We start from the raw sequence: 22977 nt of genomic DNA, 5'->3' as shown, positions 1-22977 counted from the left end.
TGAAAACACCGTCAACACTATTAACAGTAAGGCGTACACCCTCTGAATATTAAGTATAGGTAGACCCGAAACTTTAAGACCCGCATACGTTGGCCACAAAGTAAATAACGTGAGGTATGCCAAGTATAGTCTATATAACATACTCAGACATTCTTCCTATTTTCTCTCATCTTGAGTCCACGCTTTACTGTACCTGCAAATGATCTTAATAAAGATACAGGCGTAGCGAGCATAGTTGCCTTCAACAGAAGACTTGTATTATATTTTGGAACGACCAAGCCAATCAGCCTTAGAGCCAAGAACCTAAACAACAATGTTTTCTTTCTATATGCTTGATGAAACTGAACCTTTTCTACTCTAGTACAATCCACTTCACTGGAAATGTTTATATATCCACTTTTAATACATTGCTCCAAGAGATTTTGCCCTGCTTTATTTCTAGAAATAATAAAGCTCTGGCCATCCCTTTCTGAGAAATCAGGCGATCCATCCTCCGCAACATGCCAGGCATCAGCACCTGTAATATCTGAAAATTCACCTGTGCCATCGGGACATAACTTACAACGCCATTGTACTCGCGGACTAAGAACATATCTCCATGACTCCTCATAGGACATAGATCTTGTGGTATCGTCCTTGAGTGTGACTGTAGCAGACCCTGGCCAACCATCACCTCTGTATCTAAAGTCTTTAACTTCAGATTCCTCTACTCCTAAATCTTTAACAATTTTCAGAGTACCTTTTTTACTGGGAACACCGGCACACATGAACGACAGCATATATTTAATTTTGTCGTTTACTCGCTTGTCGTGCTTTGCCAATCTTCTCAAAGCTGCCACATCACAAGGCTTTCCGACGAAAGCAAAGGTTCCCGGCCTGTCTAACAAACTAACAATAGTATTTAAAGGGGCCGAGGGAGAGTATCTAGAACCAGTAGCGCTTAATATTTCAGCTCTATTTTTTGCTATATTAACTTGTGTATCGAACGGATTCTCATCACCCACACAAGTATTCACGACGTAATCTACTATTTTTTCCTCTAATAGATATATTTGAAGTGCACTCAAGACTCCACCAGATGACCCTTTTAGACGAACCTCGCTATCTGACGCAGCACCAATAGAAATGGTATCGACAACGCCCCACAATGGGTGATGATCTTTACTAGCAGTAGCGTGACTAACATTCAATCCTGGACAAACATCTTTTATAACCATTGAATCCGACAGCTTCAGCTCGTTATAAATTGTCGGCCTTAAATATCCTTCATCATTCATTGCAACCTTAATATTACTGGCACCCGCGATACTTTCACACAGCCCGCACCCAGTACATAGATTGTTTTTCTCTACTAACTTAATGATATTTGAGCTCATTTATTCATAGCTCTCAAATTTTCTTTTCAGGAAAGTTTTATATACACCGAGCTTAGTTTGTGCCAAGACATTACTCTTGTTTATTTCTTTGGCAAGATTTTCTCTATCAGCGTAACCTTCTAAAATTGCATCAATAGCGGCTTGAGTTGTATCAGATTGACCATCTACTAAATTTTTGTACCCTAATGTCCCATACAACCCGCTAAACTTACGACTGTACGCCACAGGCACTACGGGCACCCCGCTAGAAAAGGCCGCAATTGTTGCATGCATACGCGCACCGGTAAAAAAGTCCAAATTCGAAATATAACTTTTTGCCTCTACAGGTGAAGAAAATTTAGGCGCCAATACACACTCAGGAAATTTATTCTTAACACTCAAGCTAGCGCGATAATCATCTTCAATCGCATACCTATCAGTTATGACATGCGAGACTAAGTGCACTCTAACATTGCCATCCTTCGAAAACTCTTTAATAACACTCTCGATCAAGTTCGGATAGTTAATCGTCAATCCGAATTGATTCTCCCCGTTGTACCCTCCATTCATTAGCAACCCGGAAATATTGATCCCTACATCTATATTTTCTTTTGCTTTTTGAACATTTTCACGGTTATACGGTAGTGCAAAAGCCAGGTCGGTTACTACGCTTGAGTTACGCTGATGTCCATTTTCTACTAGATAACGATAGGACTGCTCATCTCGAGCAAACACAGCACTCGCTTTCTTTAGAATGAAATTTGATACAACCTTTCCATACCCCTTGTTAAACGGCCCAATAGTTTGGGGGCTAAGCACAAGTTCTTTACCGCAATTAATCACTAGTGCCTTACTCAATGCCTGCTGAAGAAATCTTTTAAAACCATATATATCCGTAAAACTATCACCCTCACTCAAATCAAACACAATAAAGCACTCAGATATCGCCTTCTTTATCTCAAGTAGCTTTAACGGATTTTTAGCTATTTGCCTTATCGAAAATTGAGAATAACTTACTTTGCGTGTCGTCGCTTTTTGAAATTCATTATCCGTCGACGGCATCATTCCAATGACGTGGTAACCGACATCTAAATTAAGGTCTTTAAGAGCCTCTTCAATCAAACAAAAATGACTGTAACTTAAAGCTCCCACACCTAAATTTTCAGAGGGATAATTATGCCATAAAAGTCCAATTTTTTTCATTGCGCAATTCTTTCAAAGTGATTAATAAAAAAGATAGCTATAAGCATATAGAATCCGATGGTTAGCGCTATGTTTTGTTTCGACAGCCCCAATGGTACGTTACTGCTAATTAGCCTAAAAATATAAAGCACGTGCAGCACCAAAATAGAAACCAGAAGAGAAACTATAATCCCCTTTATTCCCAAATATGGCGCAACCAATACAGATAGCGCTAAAAAAATTAGCATGCTTAAAACGTTGTAAAAAGCCCGATAACTTTGATGCCCTAAGCTAGATAAGACTATCCCGTGTGCTGCCGCCAAATATCTCTGCATCAGCAAAACACCTATAAGAGGAAGTAAGCTTACTAGCTCTACATATTTATCTCCGTAAATGACGCTTGTCATTAATGCCGAGCCATATATGAACAGCACCGCTCCTAGACCGCCTAACAACTGCATCTTAAAATACAGCCGGACTATCAGAGCTTTTAACTTGTCGTCATCAGCGTTATGCCTTGAAAGACTCGGGAGATAAACATTAGACAAGACTTGCGCCCCCGTATTTGCACCTTGTAATAGGCGCATTCCTGCCTGATATATACCCACTGCGTTGTGCCCTAGCAAATATCCCACAATAAGAGTATCAACACTGGTCACCAAGTTAGTTAAAAACGCATCTATTCCAAAAGCCGTATTTCTTTTTATATCGTTTATGGTCTTTTTCAGACTACCCCGGATCATCTGTTGGTAGTCTATAAACTTATAGATAGTACAGGACAAAGCAAGCTGTACCACTTTGCAAAAGAGCATACCCAATGCAACACTTTCCGCCCTCCCTCCCACAATCAAAATCATCATGAGCACAGAAAAATATACACAGTTACTGATCAGTGTAATTGCAGCTTCGTAATGGTACTTATTAATGCCCCTATACACCGCATTCATAGATTCAGAAAACGAGGTCATAACACATGAAGCTAAAACAATAAAAAACAAAATCACCTGGTACATATGAAGCTTCAAGTACATTACCGTTAGCGCTGAAACAAGGAGCAATACCAATGACAACGCCAACTTAGCCTTTATAACATCAGCGAGTATCTGCCCTTCTTGACCTTTGTTAACCCCTATATCACGCAAGATACTTTGAGTGAACCCAAAATCCACAATCAAACATGCTATCGTTGCCGCTGTATATATGTATATGAATTCACCAAACTCAGATACATTCCAATAACGCGCCATAAAAACGAATAGCGCGACGTTAGTTAACAGTCGAACAAATACGGTAAAACCCATGAAAAATATTTTTCGAATCACTGACAAACCCTTTGGCCTTTACAAGCTCTCTAGAGAGCGCGGGCACGCTACCGCCCCAGGATTTTTCGTCTTATTCCTCAGGACGTGATGTTTCCATGAAATATCGGTTTGATCATGCCTATTGGCTAATGATCCGGAGCAGCAGTGAACGATAAAACCCAAGAATAATAGCAACGCTATCAAACATCTGAACTTATGACGCGACCTATTCGATACTCATCAACTTTTGTCGGAGGCGTAGGCATAGTGGTAATAACCATAATCACTGTAGCCATATCTGTTGGAGGCTTTTTTCTCCACGCCGTTGAAAATCGCACCTTTAATGACAACGCCATTCTGGGAGAACCGACGGACCGTCAACTCGATTTCTTTCGCCGGATTCAGGCCATAGCGCGTCACAATCAGGTTGGTCCCGGACAGGCGCCCGACAATCGCCGCATCTGTCACCGCCAGTAGTGGCGGCGTATCGAGAATCACCAGATCGTATTGCTTGCTCGCCTGCTCCAATAGCGCACTGAAATTGGCGTGCATCAGTAGCTCGGAAGGATTGGGCGGGATTTGGCCTCGACTGATAAAGTCGAAGTTGTCGATTTCGGTCTTATGGACAGCCGTGGCCACATCACAGCGCCGGGCCAGGATATCGGAGAGCCCATTATCTGAAGTAGCACCCAACACTTTGTGCAGATAACCCTTGCGCATGTCGACATCGATCAACAATACCCGCAGACCGGTTTGTGCTATCACCACCGCGAGGTTGACCGACACGAACGTTTTACCCACTTGAGGACTGGGCCCGGAAATCATCAAGCGGTTATTGTCGGCCTCATGCATGGCGAAGTGCAGACTGGTACGCAAACTGCGCAGTGCCTCGATTGCCAGATCGGTAGGATGAGTGACGGCCAGTAATGAAGTCCCATTGGAACGCCCTCGTCCACGGGAGACTTTGTCTTCTTCGGTTTTCTGCAGAATGCTGTAGGGGATCGATGCGTAGACCGGCAACCCCAGTTGCTCGATGGCTTCCGGGCTTTCGAGCCCCCGGTTCAGAGCCTTGCGTATCAGCACCAAGGCCACTGCCAGGAAGCCGCCAAAAATCGTAGCAACCAATACAATCAAGGCTTTTTTCGGTTTGACCGGTTTGAGGAAATTAACGTCCGCAGTATCGATCACACGCACGTTACCCACGGTCCCCGCTCGCATCACATCCAGCTCCTGAGACTTGTTCAGCAACTGGGTGTAAATGGCCGTACCGACCTCTACATCCCGGGTAAGGCTCAGCAGTTCTTGCTGGGTGGAGGGAAGGCTCTCCACCTTGGACGCCAAATTTTTCTGCTTGCTGCTCAACTCCCCGATCTGGGTCAACAATGCGCGATAGGCAGGATGTTGGCGGGTGAATTTGCGGTCCATCTCGGCTTGCTGCAACTTCAGCTCTGAGATGCTGGTATCAAGCCCGACAATCTGATCGAGAATGGCTTTGGTTTCGAGCGTGATGTCCACAGACTTGCTGCGCGTCTGGTATTCATTCAAGGCATTCCCGGCTTTTTCCAGGTCCTGCTTGACCACCGGAAGTTGCTCTTTGAGAAACGCCAGGCTCTGCGCCGCCTCAGCAGAAGTGCGCTCTACGTTTTGCCGCACATAAATAGCGGCAATTTCATTGAGTGTTTCAATGGCCTGATTCGGATCTGTGCTTTCCAGCGCCAGCCCGATCATGCCCGACTCTTTTCCTCGCTCGGTTACATCCAAATCCTCTTGGTAGTCGAGGATGCTGGTCAGGCGAGAATTGCGGATGATTCTGAAGCGAGTCCCAGGATTGGCATGCATTTCCTCTATCTGAAACGTAACGCCATTTTTTTCGAAAAGTTGTCCCGCCTGACTGGAGACCAGTAGATTGTCGTCTTCGTCCACCAAAGTGTAATGGCCATTTTCACCCGTGGTCAGGGTTAACTTCTTGCCCAGTTGCGAGTCGGGAAGATCCAGTTTGAATATCTTCAGCGACTCCCCTCCCCAGGCGAAACTGTTCAACCCCAACAAGGGGTCGGCTATTTCACCGGGTTTTTTATTCTGGAATCGACGCGCCAGGAACTCACCGACAACCGGGAAATACTTCGGCTGTATGACAATATCAAGTTTCAGGTTATCGACCGTTTTACCAATCACCGCACGAGACTTGATCAGCTCGATCTCGGTCACAGAAGGCGACTCTTTTCCCAACATGCTGCTGACATCGGAGAAACCTAACAGATCGTTCTTCTTCGCTTCGACCTGCAACAACGCATTCGCCTGGAATACCGGTGTCGCCAGCACCGCATACGCGGCCCCGGCCACCATGAAGGCACCGGTAATCGCGGCAATCAGCCATCTATGGTCGATGAGTGTTCCAAACAGGCCGAGAAGATCAATCTCGTCATTGTCGTCGTCCCGCACGTTGACTACCGGTGCTTGCTGCATAAGTCGGATTCTTTGCCTTGATTACGATTCAAAAAGGAAGTGGCCATCAGCGTGCTAGACGCTGTGCCCATGCGTGTACGGCTTCTTCGATCAACGCATAAGCGTGCACAAAAGCAGGTTTGCCTTGACGGTAGGGGTCGCTGATCTCTCGATCGTCCTGCCATTTGCCCAACAACAACACCTTGCCCCGCGCTTCAGGGGCAATGTTGAGCACGCCACTGACATGCCGCCGCTCCATCACCAGAATCAAGTCCGCCTCACTGACGGCTTGAGAAGTGAGTTGAACGGCCTGGTGCTCATGGGGCAGATGACCATGCTCCGTGAGTACGGCGTGTGCCGTCGCCTCGATGGGCTTGCCCGTCAGGGCGGCAAGGCCGGCTGAACTGACCTGAATATCGGAATGGACGAGTGCCCCACGCAGCAAATGCTCCGCGGTGGGACTGCGGCATATATTGCCAACACAGACAATCAAAACCCTTTTAAGCAAGATGACCTTCCCCGTCTTGTCAACATTGGCGGTGACCTAGCACTTGCCGAACATAAGAGCTTTAAATTACGAATGAGCCCGGTCATTTATAATGACCAGGAACTGCGACTGAAACTTTCAAACAGTCAATGCGTATTTATTACCATGGCGCTTGAACAGCCCCCAACTTTTTATCCAGACAAAAAATAACATCACACTCTTCAAAGTGTGAAAATAACAGTTGGTAAATTTATCCAGACAATTTCTAACGGTTGTCGTTTTCTAGCGATCGTTCAATCTAAATTACACTGAAATAGCGAATGACTAATGTATAGCCGTTCCGCTAGTGCATTGCCAGGGTGTCGAACATTTGGTTAGTAGTTGGGTAAGGGACGCCTTGGGCAATAACTCTATTTACAGCGGGTTACGTCACGAGCATGCCGTGGAACAACTGGGCATGCTCGCCGGGCAATCGGTTGCTCGATGTCTCCCTTGCCCGCGCCTGGCGAGAAGCTTGGTGTGCAGAACTTTCGCAGCCCCTGGCGCGTTGCGAACATTTTTCTCGAGTGATCGGGCCGTTCAGAGCCCGCACTCCCCAGCGTGACCGGCTCCGCCATCTTTCCTACTGCCATTAGCCACTCCATCAGTCTACTTTCAAGGACGCTTCCATGATTCGTAAATGCCTGTTCCCCGCCGCCGGTTATGGGACCCGCTTTTTACCTGCCACCAAGGCCATGCCGAAGGAGATGCTGCCGATTGTCAGTAAGCCGCTGATCCAGTATGCCGTCGAGGAAGCGCGTGACGCCGGTCTGCAACATATGGCCATCGTCACCGGCCGCGGCAAGCGCGCGCTGGAGGATCATTTCGATACCAGCTACGAGCTGGAGCACCAGATTCGTGGCACCGATAAGGAAAAGTTCCTGCACGGCACTCGCGAGCTGATCGATACCTGCAGCTTTTCCTACACCCGTCAGGTGGAAATGAAAGGCCTGGGGCACGCCATTCTCAGCGGCCGCTCGTTGATCGGTGATGAGCCATTCGCCGTGGTGCTGGCCGACGACCTGTGCCTGAACCTGGAGGGGGATGGAGTTCTGGCGCAAATGCTCAAGCTTTATGAGCAGTTCCGCTGTTCGATCGTGGCGATCCAGGAAGTACCCCGCGAGCAGACTCAGAAATACGGCGTGATTGCCGGCGAGTTGATTCGCGAGGGGATTTACCGGGTCAACAGCATGGTCGAAAAACCCCGTCCGGAAGACGCCCCGTCCAACCTGGCGATCATCGGTCGATACATTCTGACCCCCGACATCTTCGACCTGATCGCTGACACCGAACCTGGCAAGGGCGGTGAAATCCAGATCACCGATGCGCTGATGAAGCAGGCCCAGAACGGCTGCGTACTGGCTTACAAGTTCGAGGGTCGACGCTTCGACTGTGGCGGTGCCGAAGGTTATATCGAAGCCACCAACTTCTGCTTCGAGCATCTGCATCAAAACGCCCTGTGATGTTGCTGTCCCCCGATATGGTCTTTATCACCTTATGGACGAAGCCTCTATGAATACGTTGAGCGGTTTCAAGGCAGATGACAGTTGCCACCCGTATAGCGCTGACCTTAAGCACAACCTCGCGTACCGCATCGTGCGCGCCTATGCGTCGGAACTGATTTTCCCCCGAGTGCGAAAACCACCGGTACTACTGGTGGAACGCATCGGCGCGTTTCCCTCCTCCGGGGAGATCCGCCGCCAAGTCAAGGATGGTCCGGCGCTGCTGGCGAGCATCAAGCAGCGTTACGCCCGCGATGCCCTCGACCTCAACGAGAGCAGCGGGCTGAACCTGGTCTTTGCCGACTGGCGCTTCAGCTTGCGCCTCTCGGGCGAGGGTTGCGTAGCTTGCCTGACCGTGGAAAGTCGGGGCGACAGCTCGCTCCTGCAGCGCAAAACCGCCGAACTGCTGGAGCAGATCGATGCAGGGAGGGCATTTGAATGAACGCGATTGCAGAACACGCCACCAAAGCCTGGTACCTGGTCCAGTGCAAGCCCAAACAAGATGAGCGCGCCGAAGAACATTTGCAGCGCCAAGGCTATGCCTGCTTTCGCAAGACCTACAGACGTGAGCGCATGTTGCGCGGGCAACGTCGAGTGATCAGCGAGTCGCTGTTTCCGGGCTACCTGTTTATTCAACTGAGCCTTCAGGATAGCTGGGGTCCACTGCGCTCGACCCGCGGCGTTTCGCGGGTCGTCGGGTTCGGCGGTCAGCCACTGCCGATCCGCGATGCGCTGATCGACGAGCTCCAGGAGCGGGACAGCCAGGCGATCGTGACCACGCTGTTGAAACACGGAGATGCAGTGCGTATCACTGAAGGCCCGTTCTGCGATCTCGAAGCGGTGTTCCTGGCCATGGACGGCGAGGAACGGGTGCTGCTGATGATGAATTTCCTGCAGCGTGAACAGCAAATCAGCCTGCCACTGGCGCGGGTCAACAAGCTTTAGATTCTTTTAGATGCTCACACAAAAACGCCGCTCAACAACAAGCGGCGTTTTTTATCAACACAGGAAAACCTACGCCCCTTCCGAGAGGTGATTCCAGTCGATCCAACCCAAAAACCACGTCGCCAGAATCAGTAAACCGAAGGCGATCCGGTACCAGGCAAACACCGCATAACTATGGTTGGCGATGAACTTGAGCAAACCGCGCACGGCAATCATCGCAAAGACGAAAGCGGCGACAAACCCTAGGGCAAACACCGGCAAGTCTGCGGCCTGGAACAGATCGCGATACTTATAGCCCGAGTACACCGCGGCACCCACCATTGTCGGCATCGCCAGGAAGAACGAAAACTCGGTGGCCGTCTTGCGTGACAGGCCAAACAGCAACCCGCCGATAATCGTCGATCCCGAGCGCGAAGTGCCGGGAATCATCGCCAGGCATTGCGCGCAACCGACTTTCAAGGCATCGGTCCAGCGCATCTCGTCCACGTGATCGATCACCACCACATGCTCGCGTTGTTCGGCCCACAACATAATGATCCCGCCAATCACCAGCGCCACGGCCACGGTGATCGGGTTGAACAGATACTGATGGATTTTGTCGGCGAACATCACACCCAGGACCACCGCCGGCAAGAAACCGATCAGCAAATTCAGAGTGAAACGTTGCGCATTACGCTGGGTCGGCAAACCCGTGGTGATGTCCAGAATCTTGCGACGAAACTCCCAGACGACCGCCAGAATTGCTCCCAACTGAATAATGATATTGAACGCCATGGCTCGCTCACCGCCAAAGTCGAGCAAGTCCGCGGCAATAATCTGGTGCCCCGTACTGGAGATCGGCAAAAACTCTGTGAGTCCTTCAACCAGCCCTAGAATCGATACTTGCGTGGTGGTCCAGAAGTCCATTAATCCCCCGTTAACCCCTTTCGGCTGAAAGGTCTGTTGTTGATTCCGAGCAGCTGTCGGATCAACGGAGAATTAAAACGCATTATCCACCGGCTTGAGCCAAACGTTATAAAACGACCATGACCAGGGCGATGACCACTTCTACGACTCCGTCCGCCTGCTACGCTTTGCGTTCATGACTGGAGGACTCACCACTCATCGTCAGCTCGTTGACGTTTTGAGTTTGGACGCGCGCAATGTCTACCCCAAAAAATGATCGCCCAGAGAGAACACTCCACATGGCAAAGATCATAGTGCTCGCCGGTGATTTCCCGCAGTGCGATGGGGAGTATCACTCGGGAACCATCACGCTCAAAACAGCCCTTAAACCACGACAGGGGAAGAGTTTCTCCGTCTCGGAACTTAAGGATCTGACGGTCCAGAGCACGGACTCCAGTAAAAATCTAACGAGCGCCATCGGCTTTGGCATTGCGGGCGCTATGTTGCTGGGTCCGGTCGGAGCCATCGCCGGCTATCTGCTGGCCGGCAAGAGCACCGAGGTGACCTTCATGGCCACCCTGAAGGGCGGCGGCAAGCTCCTGGCGGCAACCGATAGCGATACCTACCGGGATATCTCGGAACGAGCCCTCAAAAAATCCCGCCCCAGCCGCCGAGACACCCTTTCCGAGTCATTTGATAACGGATTCATTCACTGATCCGCTGGCCCCGTGACCGCGAAGATGTTGCAGGGCACTCGATACAGAACATGCTCCGTCGTACTGCCCACCCACTTGCCCAACCCCTTGCGATGCGCATTGCCCATGACGATCACATCGGCCCGGTGATGCGCGGCAAAGTCAGCCAGCGCTTTGCCGGGCGGCCCCGCAACGAAGTGTTGTCGCTCGGTGGGCACGCCGTAGTGGTCGGCCAATGCGATAAATGACTTATGCAGAGACTTGCGCACGTCAGTGTTGAAGCCTGGCATCGTCACCGCCCCCGCACCTGCGTCGGATATATGTGTCAGCGACAGATCATAGGCATGCAGCAGATGCAGTTCTGCGTTGCATTGCATGGCCAATCCGTTCGCTGCCTGGATGATGCGGTCGTTGATGCCGGTGATCTGCGTCTCGGGTTGCGACGGATCGACCGCTGCCACGATCACCCGCGGCAGCGGACACCTGACTTCACTGACCAGATGCACAGGCACCGGACATTCGCGCAACAGGTGCCAATCCAGAGGCGTAACGAAAACACGCTTGAGTGCAGACTCGTGCTGCACATCCTTGATCACCAGATCCGGCTGCATTTCTGCCACATGCCGAAGGATCTCTTGCAACGCGTGGCGCGTTACAAGCACTTCGGTGCTCACCGTGACTCCGCGCCCGCGTATCAGATCTGCTTCATCCTTCAGCCACTTTTCGTTCTCTTGCTCACAGGCCTCACGAAACCGCGCACCGGCGCTCATCAAACCCAAAAGGTGAGAGTCTTCGATAAACACCGTGACGTGCAGCGCTGCGCCAGTGGCTTCAGCAATGGCGACAGCTCGCTCCAACGCCGGAGTGTGACGCATGGCTGGGCCGGCTATCAGAAAGAGTCGTTGATATTGGCTCATGTAACACCTCCAAACGTTCCGGGATATCTAACTCCCCCAACGCTCTCGTCTGTCACACCACCGACGATTGGCTATCGCCTCAACTAACGGGATCGACACTATCAATATACGCCTGGATTCAATAAGCGAGTGATAAACGTGCCACGTCACACCGAATCCGATGTTCCGGATTCGGTGATGACCCAACGCTACTTCTGCGCGTATTTCGTGCCGTGCGAATCGTTAAGCTGTGCCTGCATCAGCCCCCACTCACGCTGAATGATCGAGTAAGGAATAAAGATACTGATCCGCTCAGCGCCCTTTACCCCAGGGTGAAAACTCACATCGTGAAGTGTGGTGGAGAAAAATCCGACATTAATACCGACAATGCTGCCGTCATTGGCGATAACGGGCCCACCCGACATACCCTTGATCATCGGGGCATCATGGATGGCATAGCGTTCGCCGCTGCCTTCATCACTGTTGATGAAAGGCGCCGGATACACCTTGCCTTGCCCGCTGACCGTTGTCATATACGGGCTCGTCCCCACGGCAGTGATGTGCTCACCCACGCGCGGTGCGCGCCATGACGGATAATGGCCGTCGGCCTTGTGCTTGATGAAGACCAGGTCGCAGCCGGTGCTGCAGCTGTATATCACGTTGCGGATGAGGGGGGTGTGGCGGGTGGTGACGGCGTAGTCCTCGTTCCATTGCACCGCCGAGGCTGTGTACAGCCAGGGCAAGGGAAAGCCCGAGAAGACTGAGAAATATGAATCATTGGCAGGTCCCGACACGTCGGGTTTTACCATACCGTTGCATCCTGCAATACCAGCTCCTATTAAAAAGTAGGCCATGATTTTAATCATGATGTTCACCGACTTATAAGGAGGTTTTAGTTTTTGTTGTGTCATTTCTTTAGTGATGGGATTGTTGTATTTCTTCCTCGCTGCCTGTTCTGGTGGGTAATGTATGGCTTAGGTTGTAAGTGTGTGTATGAATTAATTGCGCTAAGAACAATCGCTTTTCGTTACATATAAAAAACTTCAAATATTTGGCGCCTGAAAAATGTCACACACGCCAAAATAAATATAAATGGAAGTTGCACTTAATAAGTGTAAAACGCGTAAAACAGCACTTTTAGAGCGATTTAGAGCACTTTGGAGTGCCTCGGCAACCTAACAGAAATCAGTGCCGCGAAAATAACAAATGCACTGGATATCCATAAACACGCTTCTAGCCCGAAGACCTGAAAAACCCAACCGGAGAGCACGGTGCCGATCAGCCGTCCCATGGCGTTGGACATGTAGTAAAAGCCCACATCCAGCGATACGCCGTCTTCCTTGGCGTAGGACACGATCAGGTAGCTGTGCAGCGAGGAATTCACCGCGAACAACGCACCAAAGACCATCAGTCCGCCCAACAGCACCCACTGTGGCGACAATCCGGAGTTCAGCCCCAGCGCGATTACCGCGGGCAGGCCTGCCAAGGCAACCGCCCAAAGAAACGCCGCGCGGCCATCCGGGACATGCCCTCGTTGCTTGCCGGTGATCCGCGGCGCGAGCGATTGCACGATGCCGTAGCCGATCACCCAGGCCGCCAGGAATCCACCGACCTTCCAGAAGTCCCAGCCAAACACGCTACTCAGGTACACCGGTAAAGCCACGACGAACCAGACATCGCGGGCACCGAACAGGAACATCCGTGCCGCCGACAAGATGTTGATGGCCCGGCTCTTGGAGAGGATGTCGCGAAACCTTGGCTTGGCTTTCGCCTTGCCCAGGTCCTTTTTCAACAGGATCAAGCTGCCGAGCCAGATCAGCGAAAGAACGCCTGCCATGGCCAGCAGCGCCCCTCTGAAACCGATCAGGGCGAGCAATGCCCCGCCGAGAAAGAAACCGACGCCCTTGAGGGCATTCTTCGAGCCGGTGAGGATGGCTATCCATTGATAAAGCGTGCCCTGTTGCCCGTCAGGCACCAGAAGTTTGATCGAGCTTTTGGCGCTCATCTTGTTCAGGTCTTTGGCGATCCCCGACAGTGCTTGCGCCCCCATCACCCAAGGGATCGTCAGCCAGGTGACTGGCACCGTCAGCATCAACAGCGCCACCACCTGCATCCCCAGCCCGATGTTCATGGTCCGGTTCAGCCCCAGTCGCGCGCCGAGATAACCGCCCAGCAGGTTGGTGATCACGCCAAAGAGTTCGTAGAACAAGAACAACGCCGCGATTTGCAACGGGCTGTAGCCCAACCCGTGAAAGTGCAGCACCACCAACATGCGCAAGGCACCGTCGGTGAGGGTAAAGGCCCAGTAATTGCCCGTAACAAGCAGGTATTGCCGCACTGACGGCGCGAGGGCTGACAAGGCTTTCATCAACGTTCCTTAAACGGCCAGACCGACCATCCTGGCCAATTCGACGGTGCGGTTCGCGTAAGCCCATTCGTTGTCGTACCAGGCATAGAGTTTGACCTGGGTGCCGTTGATGACCAGGGTCGACAGCGCATCGATGATCGATGAACGCGGGTCGGTGCGGTAGTCGATGGACACCAGCGGACGCTCCTCGAAACCGAGAATGCCTTTGAGTTCGTTTTCAGACGCGTCCTTGAGAAACCGATTCACTTCTTCAACTGTGGTGACGCGCTCGACCTCGAACACACAATCAGTCAGCGAAGCATTGGCCAACGGTACGCGCACGGCGTGACCGTTCAGACGCCCGCGCAGCTCAGGGAAAATTTCCGCGATGGCGGTGGCCGAACCAGTGCTGGTCGGGATCAGGCTCATGCCCGAAGCCCGCGCCCGGCGCAGATCCTTGTGGGGTTGGTCGAGAATGCTTTGGGTGTTGGTCAAGTCGTGGATGGTGGTGATCGAGCCGTGGCGAATGCCCAGCGCTTCATGGATTACCTTGACCACTGGCGCGAGGCAATTGGTGGTGCACGACGCGGCGGTGACGATGCGATGTTCCGCCGGATTGAACAGTTGATGGTTGACGCCCATGACGATGTTCAGCGCGCCCTCTTCTTTCACCGGAGCGCTGACCACTACGCGCTTGACGCCCTGGTCGAGGTACGCCTGAAGCATCGCAACAGTCTTCATCTTGCCGCTGGCTTCAATCACCAGATCACAGCCCGACCAATCGGTATCGGAAATTGCCTTGTTGGTGGTGACCTTGATGCGCTTGCCGTCGATGACAATGCAATTACCTTCGGCGCTTGCTTGATCATTCCAGCGACCATGCACCGAATCGAAGTTCAGCAAATGCGCATGCGTCGCCGCGTCGCCTGCCGGGTCGTTGATCTGCACGAACTCAAACTCCGGCCAGTGCCAGGCGGCGCGCATGGCGAGACGACCGATGCGGCCAAAACCATTGATGCCCACTTTGATAGTCATGTTGAGGTGCTCTGTAGCGGTTGTCAGGGAGGGTGCTTTGGCAATCATCAAGCCGGACAGCAGGCGGCTGCCCGTTCAGGACGGTCACCCATTTGTTCGAGGCGTTTGGCATCGGGGCTCAACCAGTGCGTGTTGGCTTGAAGCGCCACGATCAGCATCTGATTCACCCAGTCAGGAAGAGTCGGGTGCAATCGGTAGTAAACCCATTGACCTTGCCGACGGTCCACCAGCAATCCGCAGGTGCGCAACTGCGCCAGGTGCCTGGAGATTTTCGGCTGGCTCTCGTTCAACGCGCAGGTCAGCTCGCAGACACATAACTCTCCCTCACGGGCGATGAGCAGCATCATGCGGACGCGGTTGTCGTCAGCCAGGCATTTGAAAACGGTGGTCGGCGTCAGAGGGGCAGACATTTCGGTTCTCGCTGGTTTGGGCTGTGCGTCACAGTGGAGCATCAGCTTATATGCGCTTTACCGAATATATGTTTTTCCGTATGTGCGGTAAAGCGCCAGCGGTCAATCTTCATAAGCGCCAGACCGCCCGCCCCCTCTCCATCACGATAGAGGTTGCAGCAGGCACCGCGCGCTCAACACATCAATCTGCGGACGGCCGAATAGATAACCTTGCCCCCACTCGCTACCGCAGGCGGTGACAAGCGCGCGGTCGGCTTCGGACTCAATCCCTTCGATAATCACGCACGGCACCAGGGTCTTGCACAGCTGCACCAGGTGGCCAAGGGTCTGAGCGTTGTTGGTCTCCAGGCGTGCACGCTGCAGGTAACCCTGATCGATCTTGACGATGTCCGGTCGGGTCTGGCGGATGAATTCCAGGGTGCCGAGGCCCGCGCCAAAGTCGTCGATAGCCACCCGGCAACCAAGTTCGCGCAAGCACAGGACGAACTCGATCGCCGCCAACATACTGGGCGGTGTCGCGCTTTCGGTGATTTCAATCACCAGTCGCGCGGCCACCGAGGGGGCGTCACGCAACTGCGCGATGATCTCCCGCCAGTAGTGGTCGACGATGGCGCTTTGCGCGGAGATGTTGCAGCCCAGCCGCAGGTGTTCGTCCAGCAGCAAGCTGTCGATCACGCCATGCACCACGCTGCGGTCGAGTTCACGCATCAGTTGGTGTTTCTCCAGCATCGCAAAGGGATAGACCCCTTCCCCCAGCGCATCGACATGCCGCAACAACCCTTCCTGATACAGCACCAGGTTGCTGTCGGGTAACCAGACCACCGGCTGAAACGCCAACACCAATCGGCCGAGCGCCAACTCACTGTAAAAGCTTCTGACTCTGTGCATGACACATCCGTGGACAAAGCAGCAGTCTGCCGCCGGCTGAGTGTAACGCCGCCGAGCGGGCGCTCCTGCAACTGCAAAGGGTTGACTGCCGGCCATAATCCCCTCGCCTCATGCCGTCAGGAAGTGTTCCCGGATACCTTTCGTTTGTCCTTGGAAACGTGGTTGTGCCGTTAATCGACTGTGCTCATTTGTTTATTGCGATCATGCGCCGGCTTGCGCGATATCACTTAGCTATCAGTCCAGGAAGAACTATGCACAAAATGACTAGCGCCAGTTTTCGGGTGCTTGCCGATGTCTTGACCGACGGAGGTGCAAACGTAGAAGCCTTGCTCAAGCAGTTCGACAGCAGCGAAGAGGTCTTTGCAAACCCCAAGGGTGTCGGGCTGGAGCTGGTCTATAAGGTGATGGAAGAAGCGGTAAAGCGTACCGGTAATCCGGACATCGGCCTGCTGGCCTATTCCCGGGCGCACCCTTCCAATCTGGAGGTGCTCGGTTATGCCATGATGTCCTGCGCCACGCTGGGCACTGCCCTGCAACGCCTGGTGGACTATCACTCACTGATCAGCAATGGCTTTTGCATGTGCCTGGAACGCAAACCCCGGGCGCTGAGGCTGATCGGTTTCGACATCAGCATGGAGCCGTCGCTGACGCCCCGCCCGTTCATCGACGCGGGTGCCGCGCAAACCCTGGGGCTGGTCCACTGGCTGTTGCCCAAGCACAAACCCCATCCCCTGGCAGCGACCTTTACCTACCCCGAACCTGCGGACACCACCCGGCTGGAACACTTGCTGGGCAGCAACCTGCTGTTCGGTGCACCGTACAACAGCCTGTCGTTCAGCATCGACGACTGCTCAATTGCCTTGCCCACCGCCGATCCGGCACTGGATGTCTTGCATGTCGAGTACGCTCGCGCGCGTTTGAACGTGCTGCTCAACGACTCGATGACCGCGCGGGTTCGGCGCGTGCTGTCCGAACGCTTGGCCCAAGGCATGCCCAGCGACCTCGACAAAATCGCCCAGGTGGTCGGGGTCAGCGCGCGCAGCCTGCAACGGCGCCTGAGCAATGAAGACATGCACTTCTCCGCGTTGCAGGATGAGGCGCGGCTGATGCTCGCGCACAACTTCCTGCGCAACTCGGTGCGCAGCGTAAAGTACATCGGCGCGTTGCTGGGTTTTCGCGATCAGAGCAGCTTTCATAAAGCCTGCCTGCGCTGGTTCGGCATGACCCCAGGGCGCTATCGCGAAGAGTCCTGAGGTTCATACGGCCCAAGGAAGATCAGCGAAAGGATTTCGTATACCATATCGCTATCTCACTCCAAACGATCGCCGCCGTGAACCTACCCAAACTCAACGCTCCCGACCTTGGCAATACGCCTTCGACCTCGGAAATCATCACCCGTCATCTGCGCGACGCGATCGTCGCCGGGCATTTCGCCGAAGATGAGCCGATTCGCCAGGACGACATTGCTCGCCAGTTCAACGTCAGCAAGATTCCGGTGCGCGAGGCCCTCAAGCGGCTGGAGGCCGAAGGGCTGGTGATGTTCCAGCGCAATCGCGGGGCGATGGTCACACGGGTTTCCGATGCCGAGCTGGCGCAGATGTTCGAAGTGCGCATGTTGCTGGAAGACAAAATACTGCGCCTGGCCATTCCCAACATGACCGAAGAAACCTTCGCCCGTGCCGAGCGTATCTGTCAGGAGTTCATCGGCGAGGACGACGTGGGCCGCTGGGCCGAGCTCAATTGGGAGCTGCATGCCTGCCTCTACGAACCGGCACAACGGCCGTTTCTGGTCAGCCTGATTCGTTCGGTCAACGACAAGCTGGAGCGCTATTTACGCATGCAGATGAGCCTGTCGGCCGGCAAGGAACGCGCTGATCACGAACACCGTGAAATCCTCGCGGCCTGTCGTGCAGGCGATGTGGAGTTGGCGGTGAAGCTGTTGGACGAGCACATTGCCGGGGTCTGCAAAACCCTGTTCGAGCACCTGCCCCACGCCCACTGACGGTTCAGGATGCTGTGCCGATTTCGTCATCGGCACAGGATAAATCCATCAAGCCGGCACCGCGCCGCACAGGCCACTCTTGCGTTCACTCATCTGAACGGACGTGGCCCTCCCATGAAACGCATCACCGTGATCGACTCCCACACCGGCGGCGAACCGACTCGCCTGGTGACCGCCGGTTTTCCTGACCTGGGCACCGGCAGCATGGCCGAACGGCGCAAGCTGCTGGCCGACCATCACGATCAATGGCGCGCGGCCTGCGTGCTGGAACCACGAGGCAGCGACGTACTGGTGGGTGCCCTGCTCTGCACACCTGTGGACCCGAGCGCCTGTGCCGGAGTGATTTTCTTCAACAACACCGGTTACCTGGGCATGTGTGGCCACGGCACCATCGGCCTGGTGGCGTCGTTGGCGCATTTGGGCAAAATCGGCCCCGGCGTGCATCGTATCGAGACGCCGGTGGGGACGGTGCAGGCGACCCTGCACGAAGACCATTCGGTGAGCGTGCGCAATGTGCCGGCCTACCGTTACCGCAAGGCGTTGGTGTTGCAGGTGCCGGGCATCGGCCAGGTGGTCGGCGATATCGCCTGGGGCGGCAACTGGTTTTTCCTGATTGCCGAGCATGGCCTGCGGGTGGCCGGCGACAACCTCGACGCGCTGACCGCTTATACCTACGCCGTACAGCAAGCGCTGGAAGCCCAGGGCATTCGTGGCGAAGACGGCGGGCTGATCGATCATATCGAGCTGTTTGCCGAGGACGATCACGCCGACAGCCGCAACTTTGTCCTATGCCCCGGCAAAGCCTATGACCGCTCTCCGTGCGGCACCGGCACCAGCGCCAAACTGGCCTGCCTGGCGGCCGACGACAAGTTGCAGCCGGGGCAGATCTGGCGCCAGGCCAGTGTCATCGGCAGCGAGTTCGAAGGCTCTTATGAACGGCAAGGCGAGCGCATCGTGCCGACCATTCGCGGCCGTGCCTTTATCAGCGCCGAAGCCAGTTTGATCATCGAACAGGATGACCCGTTCGCTTGGGGCATTCGCCCATGAGCGAGGGCCTGGTGGCCGATGTGATCGTGATCGGCGCCGGCATCATCGGCGCCGCCTGCGCCCAGGCGCTGGCCCGTCGTGGCTTGCAGGTGCTGGTGCTCGACGCCGGCCTGCACGGTGCGACGGCGGCAGGCATGGGCCACCTGCTGGTGCTCGACGACAACCCGGCCGAACTGGCCCTGAGCCAATATTCCCTGCAGCGCTGGCGCGAACTGGCGCCGGACCTGCCCGACGGCTGCGCTTACCGCAACAACGGCACACTGTGGCTGGCGGCCAACGCCGAGGAAATGGCGGTCGCCCATAGCAAATACCTGAACCTGAAAGCCCAGGGCGTGGCGTGCGAATTGATCAGCGCCAGCGCTTTGCGTCAGCGTGAACCGGAACTGCGCGAGGGTCTGGAAGGCGGCTTGCTGATCAATGGCGACGGCATTCTGTATGCGCCGGCGACGGCCCGCTGGATGCTCGACACACCGAACATCCGTCAGCACCGGGCGCGGGTCAGTGCGGTCGATGGCAATCGCGTATGCCTCGATGACGGCCACTGGTTGCGAGCCGAAGCGGTGGTATTGGCCAACGGCATTCAGGCCAACGAACTGTGCCCGGAATTGCCCATCGAGCCGAAAAAAGGTCACCTGCTAATTACCGACCGCTACCCCCACGCCGTCACCCACACCCTCGTTGAACTGGGTTACGTCACCAGCGCCCACAACGCCACGGGGCCGTCGACCGCTTGCAATATTCAGCCGCGCCCCACCGGGCAATTGTTCATCGGTGCCTCGCGGCAATTCGGCACCACCGACCCGCAGGTCGAAGGCTGGATGCTGGCGAAAATGCTCAAGCGTGCCGCCGAGTACATGCCAGGGCTGGCCCGGCTCAACGGCATCCGCGCCTGGACCGGCTTTCGCGCCGCCAGCCCCGACGGCCTGCCGCTGGTTGGCCAGCACCCACAACACCAAGGCTTGTGGCTGGCGGTCGGGCACGAAGGGTTGGGCGTCACCACGGCCCCCGGCACCGCCGATTTGCTGGTGGCGCAGCTGTTCAACGAAACCCCGCCACTGGCTGCACAACCCTATCTGCCCCAGCGTTTCCTCGGAGAACCTGTCTATGCCTGAATTACTGCTGGACGGCCGCGCCTTGAAGGTGGCCGAGGGCACCAGTGTCGCCGCAGCCTTGGCGCTGGGCAGCGACGGATGCACACGCACTTCGGTCAGTGGCCAACGCCGCGCACCGCTGTGCGGCATGGGCATTTGCCAGGAATGCCGGGTGACCATCGACGGTCGGCGACGCCTGGCCTGCCAGACTCTGTGCCGCGACGGCATGCAGGTGCAAACATGCCCATGAACGAATACGCCGATCTGCTGATCATCGGAGCCGGCCCCGCTGGCATGTCCGCTGCTCTTGCCGCTGCCCCCAGTGGCGCACGCATCGTCATGCTCGACGACAATCCGCTGCCGGGCGGGCAAATCTGGCGTGACGGTCCGCAAGCCAATGTGCCTGATCAGGCCCGTCGTCTTCGTGAACGCTTGCAGGCTTGCAGCAACATCCGCCGCCACGCTGGCACTCGGGTGATCGCCAGTCCCGGTCCGAAACAACTGTTGGTCGAAAATGACGATGACGGCTGGCTGATCAGTTATCACCGATTGATTCTGTGCACCGGCGCCCGCGAGTTGCTGCTGCCCTTCCCCGGCTGGACGTTGCCTGGCGTGACCGGGGCCGGTGGCTTGCAGGCGCTGATCAAGGCGGGTCTGCCGGTGCAGGGTGAACGCGTGGTGATCGCCGGCAGCGGCCCGCTGTTACTGGCGAGTGCCGCCACCGCGAAAAAACACGGCGCGCAGGTCCAGCGCATCGCCGAGCAAGCCTCGCGCACCGCCGTCGCCGGTTTCGCCGCGCAACTGCCCCGCTGGGCTGGCAAATGGTTGCAATCGTTCAGCCTGTTCGACCGCCATTACCGCACCGCAACTCATGTGCTGGCCGCCCTTGGCACTGACCGTCTGGAAGGTGTGCGCCTGCAACAACAAGGCAAAATCGTCGAACTGGCCTGTGATCGGCTGGCCTGTGGTTTCGGCTTGATCCCGAACATTCAATTGGGCCAGGCACTGGGTTACGCCATCGAGGGTCAGGCGTTGGCCGTGGATGCCTGGCAGGCCAGTCGCGCCGATCATTATGCGGCGGGTGAATGCACCGGGTTTGGTGGCAGTGAACTGGCGTTGGTCGAAGGTGCCATTGCGGGCCACGCGGCGGTCGGTGACCTTGAAGCGGCACGCCGGTTGTGGCCACGCCGGGCACGCTGGCAGGGTTTCGCCAAGGCACTGAGTCAGGCCTTCGCCCTCGATCCGCAACTTAAATCCCTGGCCCGCCCCGACACCCTGGTCTGCCGCTGTGAAGACGTGCCCTACGGCGCATTGACCGGGCACACCGGCTGGCGCGAAGCCAAACTGGCCAGTCGCTGCGGCATGGGCGCCTGTCAGGGCCGGGTATGTGGTGGCGCAGTGCAGCACCTGTTTGGCTGGCAACCTTCGGCACCCCGCCCGCCCTTCAGCCCGGCACGAATCGAGACCTTGATGTGCCTGGACGACACCCCGCCAGCCTGAAACCCCCTCGGGGGTTTCAGCCGCGCTGTCGAGCCTCTATGATCCCGGGGTCGCCACCAGACCCCAGCGCCATGTACCCCTCGCTCAGCACCTTCAAACCCTGCGACCTGCCAACGCTGCTGAACAGCCTGCAGCCGATAGCGCCGCTGCTCGACACCCTGGCGGACGTGGTGTTTTTCATCAAGGACCGCGAAGCCCGCTACGCCTTCGTCAACCAGACCCTGGCCCGACGTTGCGGTTTCAAACATCGCGAGGATCTGCTGGGGCTCACCGCTGAAATGGTCTTCCCGGAACGCTTCGGCCCGCTGTACACCGAACAGGATCGGCGGGTGCTGTCCAGCGGCCGCGAACTGGCCGACCAACTGGAGCTGCATCTGTATTACGGCAACCAGCCGATCTGGTGCCTGACCCACAAACTCGCCTTGAAGGATGAACAGGGTCACATCGTGGGCCTGGCCGGGATCTCCCGCGACCTGCAATCGCCACAGTCCAATCACCCCGCGTTCCAGAAACTCGCCGCCGTGGATGCGCACATCCGCAGCCACTTCGCCCGCCCCGTCAGCCTCGCTGAATTGACCGCCATCGCCGGTTATTCCGTGGCGCAACTGGAGCGTCACTGCAAACGAGTCTTCCAGCTCACGCCACGGCAGATGATCAACAAGGCGCGCCTGGAAGAAGGTTCGCGGCTGTTGCTGCACACCGACCTGCCGATCACCGAGATCGCCTTGCGTTGTGGTTATACCGATCACAGTGCGTTTAGCCGGCAGTTTCGTGCGTTGACCGGTTTGTCACCGAGCCAGTATCGCGATACTCAGCGTTAGGCGGGATAAGGATCGTTCCCACGCTCCGCGTGGGAATGCCTCAACGGACGCTCCGCGTTCGGCTTTAGAGGGTGGGACGCGGAGCGTCCCGGGCTGCATTCCCA

Annotated in this window: 23 protein-coding genes; 11 read left to right on the top strand and 12 right to left on the bottom strand. The window is 55.2% G+C overall.

The window, feature by feature from the left end; translation table 11 throughout:
* Positions 1 to 143 precede the first annotated feature (143 nt).
* The 5 genes from AC1RO5_RS13855 to AC1RO5_RS13835 all read right to left on the bottom strand — a co-directional run bounded on the left by AC1RO5_RS13855 (position 144) and on the right by AC1RO5_RS13835 (position 6791).
* Positions 144 to 1376 carry a Coenzyme F420 hydrogenase/dehydrogenase, beta subunit C-terminal domain gene (locus AC1RO5_RS13855; protein WP_493175535.1) on the bottom strand — a complete coding sequence of 411 codons (1233 nt, stop codon included), beginning with the start codon at positions 1374 to 1376 and terminating at the stop codon, positions 144 to 146.
* Complete coding sequence (locus tag AC1RO5_RS13850; protein WP_493175533.1) at positions 1377 to 2558, bottom strand: polysaccharide pyruvyl transferase family protein; 1182 nt, start codon at positions 2556 to 2558, stop codon at positions 1377 to 1379. It abuts the gene before it with no gap.
* The gene (locus tag AC1RO5_RS13845) at positions 2555 to 3838 is read right to left on the bottom strand and encodes an oligosaccharide flippase family protein (RefSeq protein WP_493175531.1); all 1284 of its coding nucleotides are present in this window, start codon (positions 3836 to 3838) and stop codon (positions 2555 to 2557) included. Before AC1RO5_RS13845 ends, AC1RO5_RS13850 begins: the two co-directional genes overlap by 4 nt.
* Positions 3839 to 4078: 240 nt before the next feature.
* Complete coding sequence (locus AC1RO5_RS13840; RefSeq protein ID WP_493175529.1) at positions 4079 to 6304, bottom strand: polysaccharide biosynthesis tyrosine autokinase; 2226 nt, start codon at positions 6302 to 6304, stop codon at positions 4079 to 4081.
* A gap of 46 nt (positions 6305 to 6350) precedes the next feature.
* Positions 6351 to 6791, bottom strand: coding sequence for a low molecular weight protein-tyrosine-phosphatase (locus AC1RO5_RS13835; protein WP_493175526.1), 441 nt, complete (start codon positions 6789 to 6791; stop codon positions 6351 to 6353).
* 647 nt (positions 6792 to 7438) lie between these two features.
* Between AC1RO5_RS13835 and galU the strand changes: the two genes are divergently transcribed.
* The 3 genes from galU to rfaH are packed head-to-tail and all read left to right on the top strand — an operon-like array spanning position 7439 to position 9256.
* Positions 7439 to 8272: a UTP--glucose-1-phosphate uridylyltransferase GalU gene (gene galU, locus AC1RO5_RS13830; protein ID WP_018928284.1), complete on the top strand. Its 834-nt coding sequence runs from the start codon at positions 7439 to 7441 to the stop codon at positions 8270 to 8272.
* 49 nt (positions 8273 to 8321) lie between these two features.
* Positions 8322 to 8753 carry a phosphomannomutase gene (locus AC1RO5_RS13825; RefSeq protein ID WP_493175524.1) on the top strand — a complete coding sequence of 144 codons (432 nt, stop codon included), beginning with the start codon at positions 8322 to 8324 and terminating at the stop codon, positions 8751 to 8753.
* The gene (gene rfaH, locus AC1RO5_RS13820; protein WP_493175522.1) at positions 8750 to 9256 is read left to right on the top strand and encodes a transcription/translation regulatory transformer protein RfaH; all 507 of its coding nucleotides are present in this window, start codon (positions 8750 to 8752) and stop codon (positions 9254 to 9256) included. The genes AC1RO5_RS13825 and rfaH overlap by 4 nt, the downstream gene beginning before the upstream one ends.
* 69 nt (positions 9257 to 9325) lie before the next feature.
* On the opposite strand, the gene AC1RO5_RS13815 is transcribed toward rfaH, so the two are convergent.
* Positions 9326 to 10162, bottom strand: coding sequence for an undecaprenyl-diphosphate phosphatase (locus AC1RO5_RS13815; RefSeq protein WP_493175521.1), 837 nt, complete (start codon positions 10160 to 10162; stop codon positions 9326 to 9328).
* A gap of 278 nt (positions 10163 to 10440) precedes the next feature.
* On the opposite strand from AC1RO5_RS13815, the gene AC1RO5_RS13810 reads away from it, so the two are divergent.
* Positions 10441 to 10857, top strand: a complete 417-nt coding sequence (locus AC1RO5_RS13810) for a hypothetical protein (RefSeq protein WP_493175520.1) — start codon at positions 10441 to 10443, stop codon at positions 10855 to 10857.
* Here the strand turns inward: AC1RO5_RS13810 and AC1RO5_RS13805 are convergent.
* The 6 genes from AC1RO5_RS13805 to AC1RO5_RS13780 all read right to left on the bottom strand — a co-directional run bounded on the left by AC1RO5_RS13805 (position 10851) and on the right by AC1RO5_RS13780 (position 16412).
* Entirely contained in the window at positions 10851 to 11753 is a 903-nt protein-coding gene (locus AC1RO5_RS13805; protein WP_493175518.1) for a universal stress protein, read from the bottom strand. The genes AC1RO5_RS13810 and AC1RO5_RS13805 overlap by 7 nt on opposite strands.
* A gap of 188 nt (positions 11754 to 11941) precedes the next feature.
* Positions 11942 to 12541, bottom strand: a complete 600-nt coding sequence (locus tag AC1RO5_RS13800; protein WP_493175829.1) for a trypsin-like peptidase domain-containing protein — start codon at positions 12539 to 12541, stop codon at positions 11942 to 11944.
* Between the two features lie 338 nt (positions 12542 to 12879).
* Entirely contained in the window at positions 12880 to 14100 is a 1221-nt protein-coding gene (gene arsJ / locus AC1RO5_RS13795) for an organoarsenical effux MFS transporter ArsJ (protein WP_493175516.1), read from the bottom strand.
* Between the two features lie 9 nt (positions 14101 to 14109).
* Positions 14110 to 15114, bottom strand: a complete 1005-nt coding sequence (locus AC1RO5_RS13790; protein WP_493175515.1) for an ArsJ-associated glyceraldehyde-3-phosphate dehydrogenase — start codon at positions 15112 to 15114, stop codon at positions 14110 to 14112.
* A 47-nt stretch (positions 15115 to 15161) separates the two neighbouring features.
* Positions 15162 to 15524, bottom strand: coding sequence for a metalloregulator ArsR/SmtB family transcription factor (locus tag AC1RO5_RS13785; RefSeq protein ID WP_493175514.1), 363 nt, complete (start codon positions 15522 to 15524; stop codon positions 15162 to 15164).
* Positions 15525 to 15665: 141 nt separating this feature from the next.
* On the bottom strand, positions 15666 to 16412 hold the full coding sequence (locus AC1RO5_RS13780) for an EAL domain-containing protein (protein WP_493175512.1): 747 nt from the start codon (positions 16410 to 16412) through the stop codon (positions 15666 to 15668).
* Between the two features lie 251 nt (positions 16413 to 16663).
* Between AC1RO5_RS13780 and AC1RO5_RS13775 the strand changes: the two genes are divergently transcribed.
* The 7 genes from AC1RO5_RS13775 (at position 16664) to AC1RO5_RS13745 (ending at position 22873) form a co-directional block, all read left to right on the top strand.
* Positions 16664 to 17665, top strand: coding sequence for an AraC family transcriptional regulator (locus AC1RO5_RS13775; RefSeq protein WP_493175510.1), 1002 nt, complete (start codon positions 16664 to 16666; stop codon positions 17663 to 17665).
* A 77-nt stretch (positions 17666 to 17742) separates the two neighbouring features.
* Positions 17743 to 18414 (top strand): GntR family transcriptional regulator, encoded by a 672-nt coding sequence (locus tag AC1RO5_RS13770; RefSeq protein ID WP_007935506.1) that lies wholly within the window; start codon positions 17743 to 17745, stop codon positions 18412 to 18414.
* A gap of 114 nt (positions 18415 to 18528) precedes the next feature.
* The gene (locus AC1RO5_RS13765; protein WP_493175508.1) at positions 18529 to 19461 is read left to right on the top strand and encodes a 4-hydroxyproline epimerase; all 933 of its coding nucleotides are present in this window, start codon (positions 18529 to 18531) and stop codon (positions 19459 to 19461) included.
* Entirely contained in the window at positions 19458 to 20573 is a 1116-nt protein-coding gene (locus tag AC1RO5_RS13760) for an NAD(P)/FAD-dependent oxidoreductase (RefSeq protein ID WP_493175506.1), read from the top strand. The genes AC1RO5_RS13765 and AC1RO5_RS13760 overlap by 4 nt, the downstream gene beginning before the upstream one ends.
* Positions 20566 to 20802, top strand: a complete 237-nt coding sequence (locus AC1RO5_RS13755) for a (2Fe-2S)-binding protein (RefSeq protein ID WP_008074690.1) — start codon at positions 20566 to 20568, stop codon at positions 20800 to 20802. Before AC1RO5_RS13760 ends, AC1RO5_RS13755 begins: the two co-directional genes overlap by 8 nt.
* Entirely contained in the window at positions 20799 to 22052 is a 1254-nt protein-coding gene (locus AC1RO5_RS13750; RefSeq protein WP_493175826.1) for an FAD-dependent oxidoreductase, read from the top strand. Before AC1RO5_RS13755 ends, AC1RO5_RS13750 begins: the two co-directional genes overlap by 4 nt.
* 71 nt (positions 22053 to 22123) lie before the next feature.
* On the top strand, positions 22124 to 22873 hold the full coding sequence (locus AC1RO5_RS13745; protein WP_493175504.1) for an AraC family transcriptional regulator: 750 nt from the start codon (positions 22124 to 22126) through the stop codon (positions 22871 to 22873).
* Positions 22874 to 22977 lie beyond the last annotated feature (104 nt).

This window comes from Pseudomonas sp. GW822-FHT02G04 (assembly GCF_058802085.1).
The sequence above is the reverse complement of the archived record's forward strand: the minus strand, read 5'-3'. Positions and strand labels throughout refer to the sequence as shown.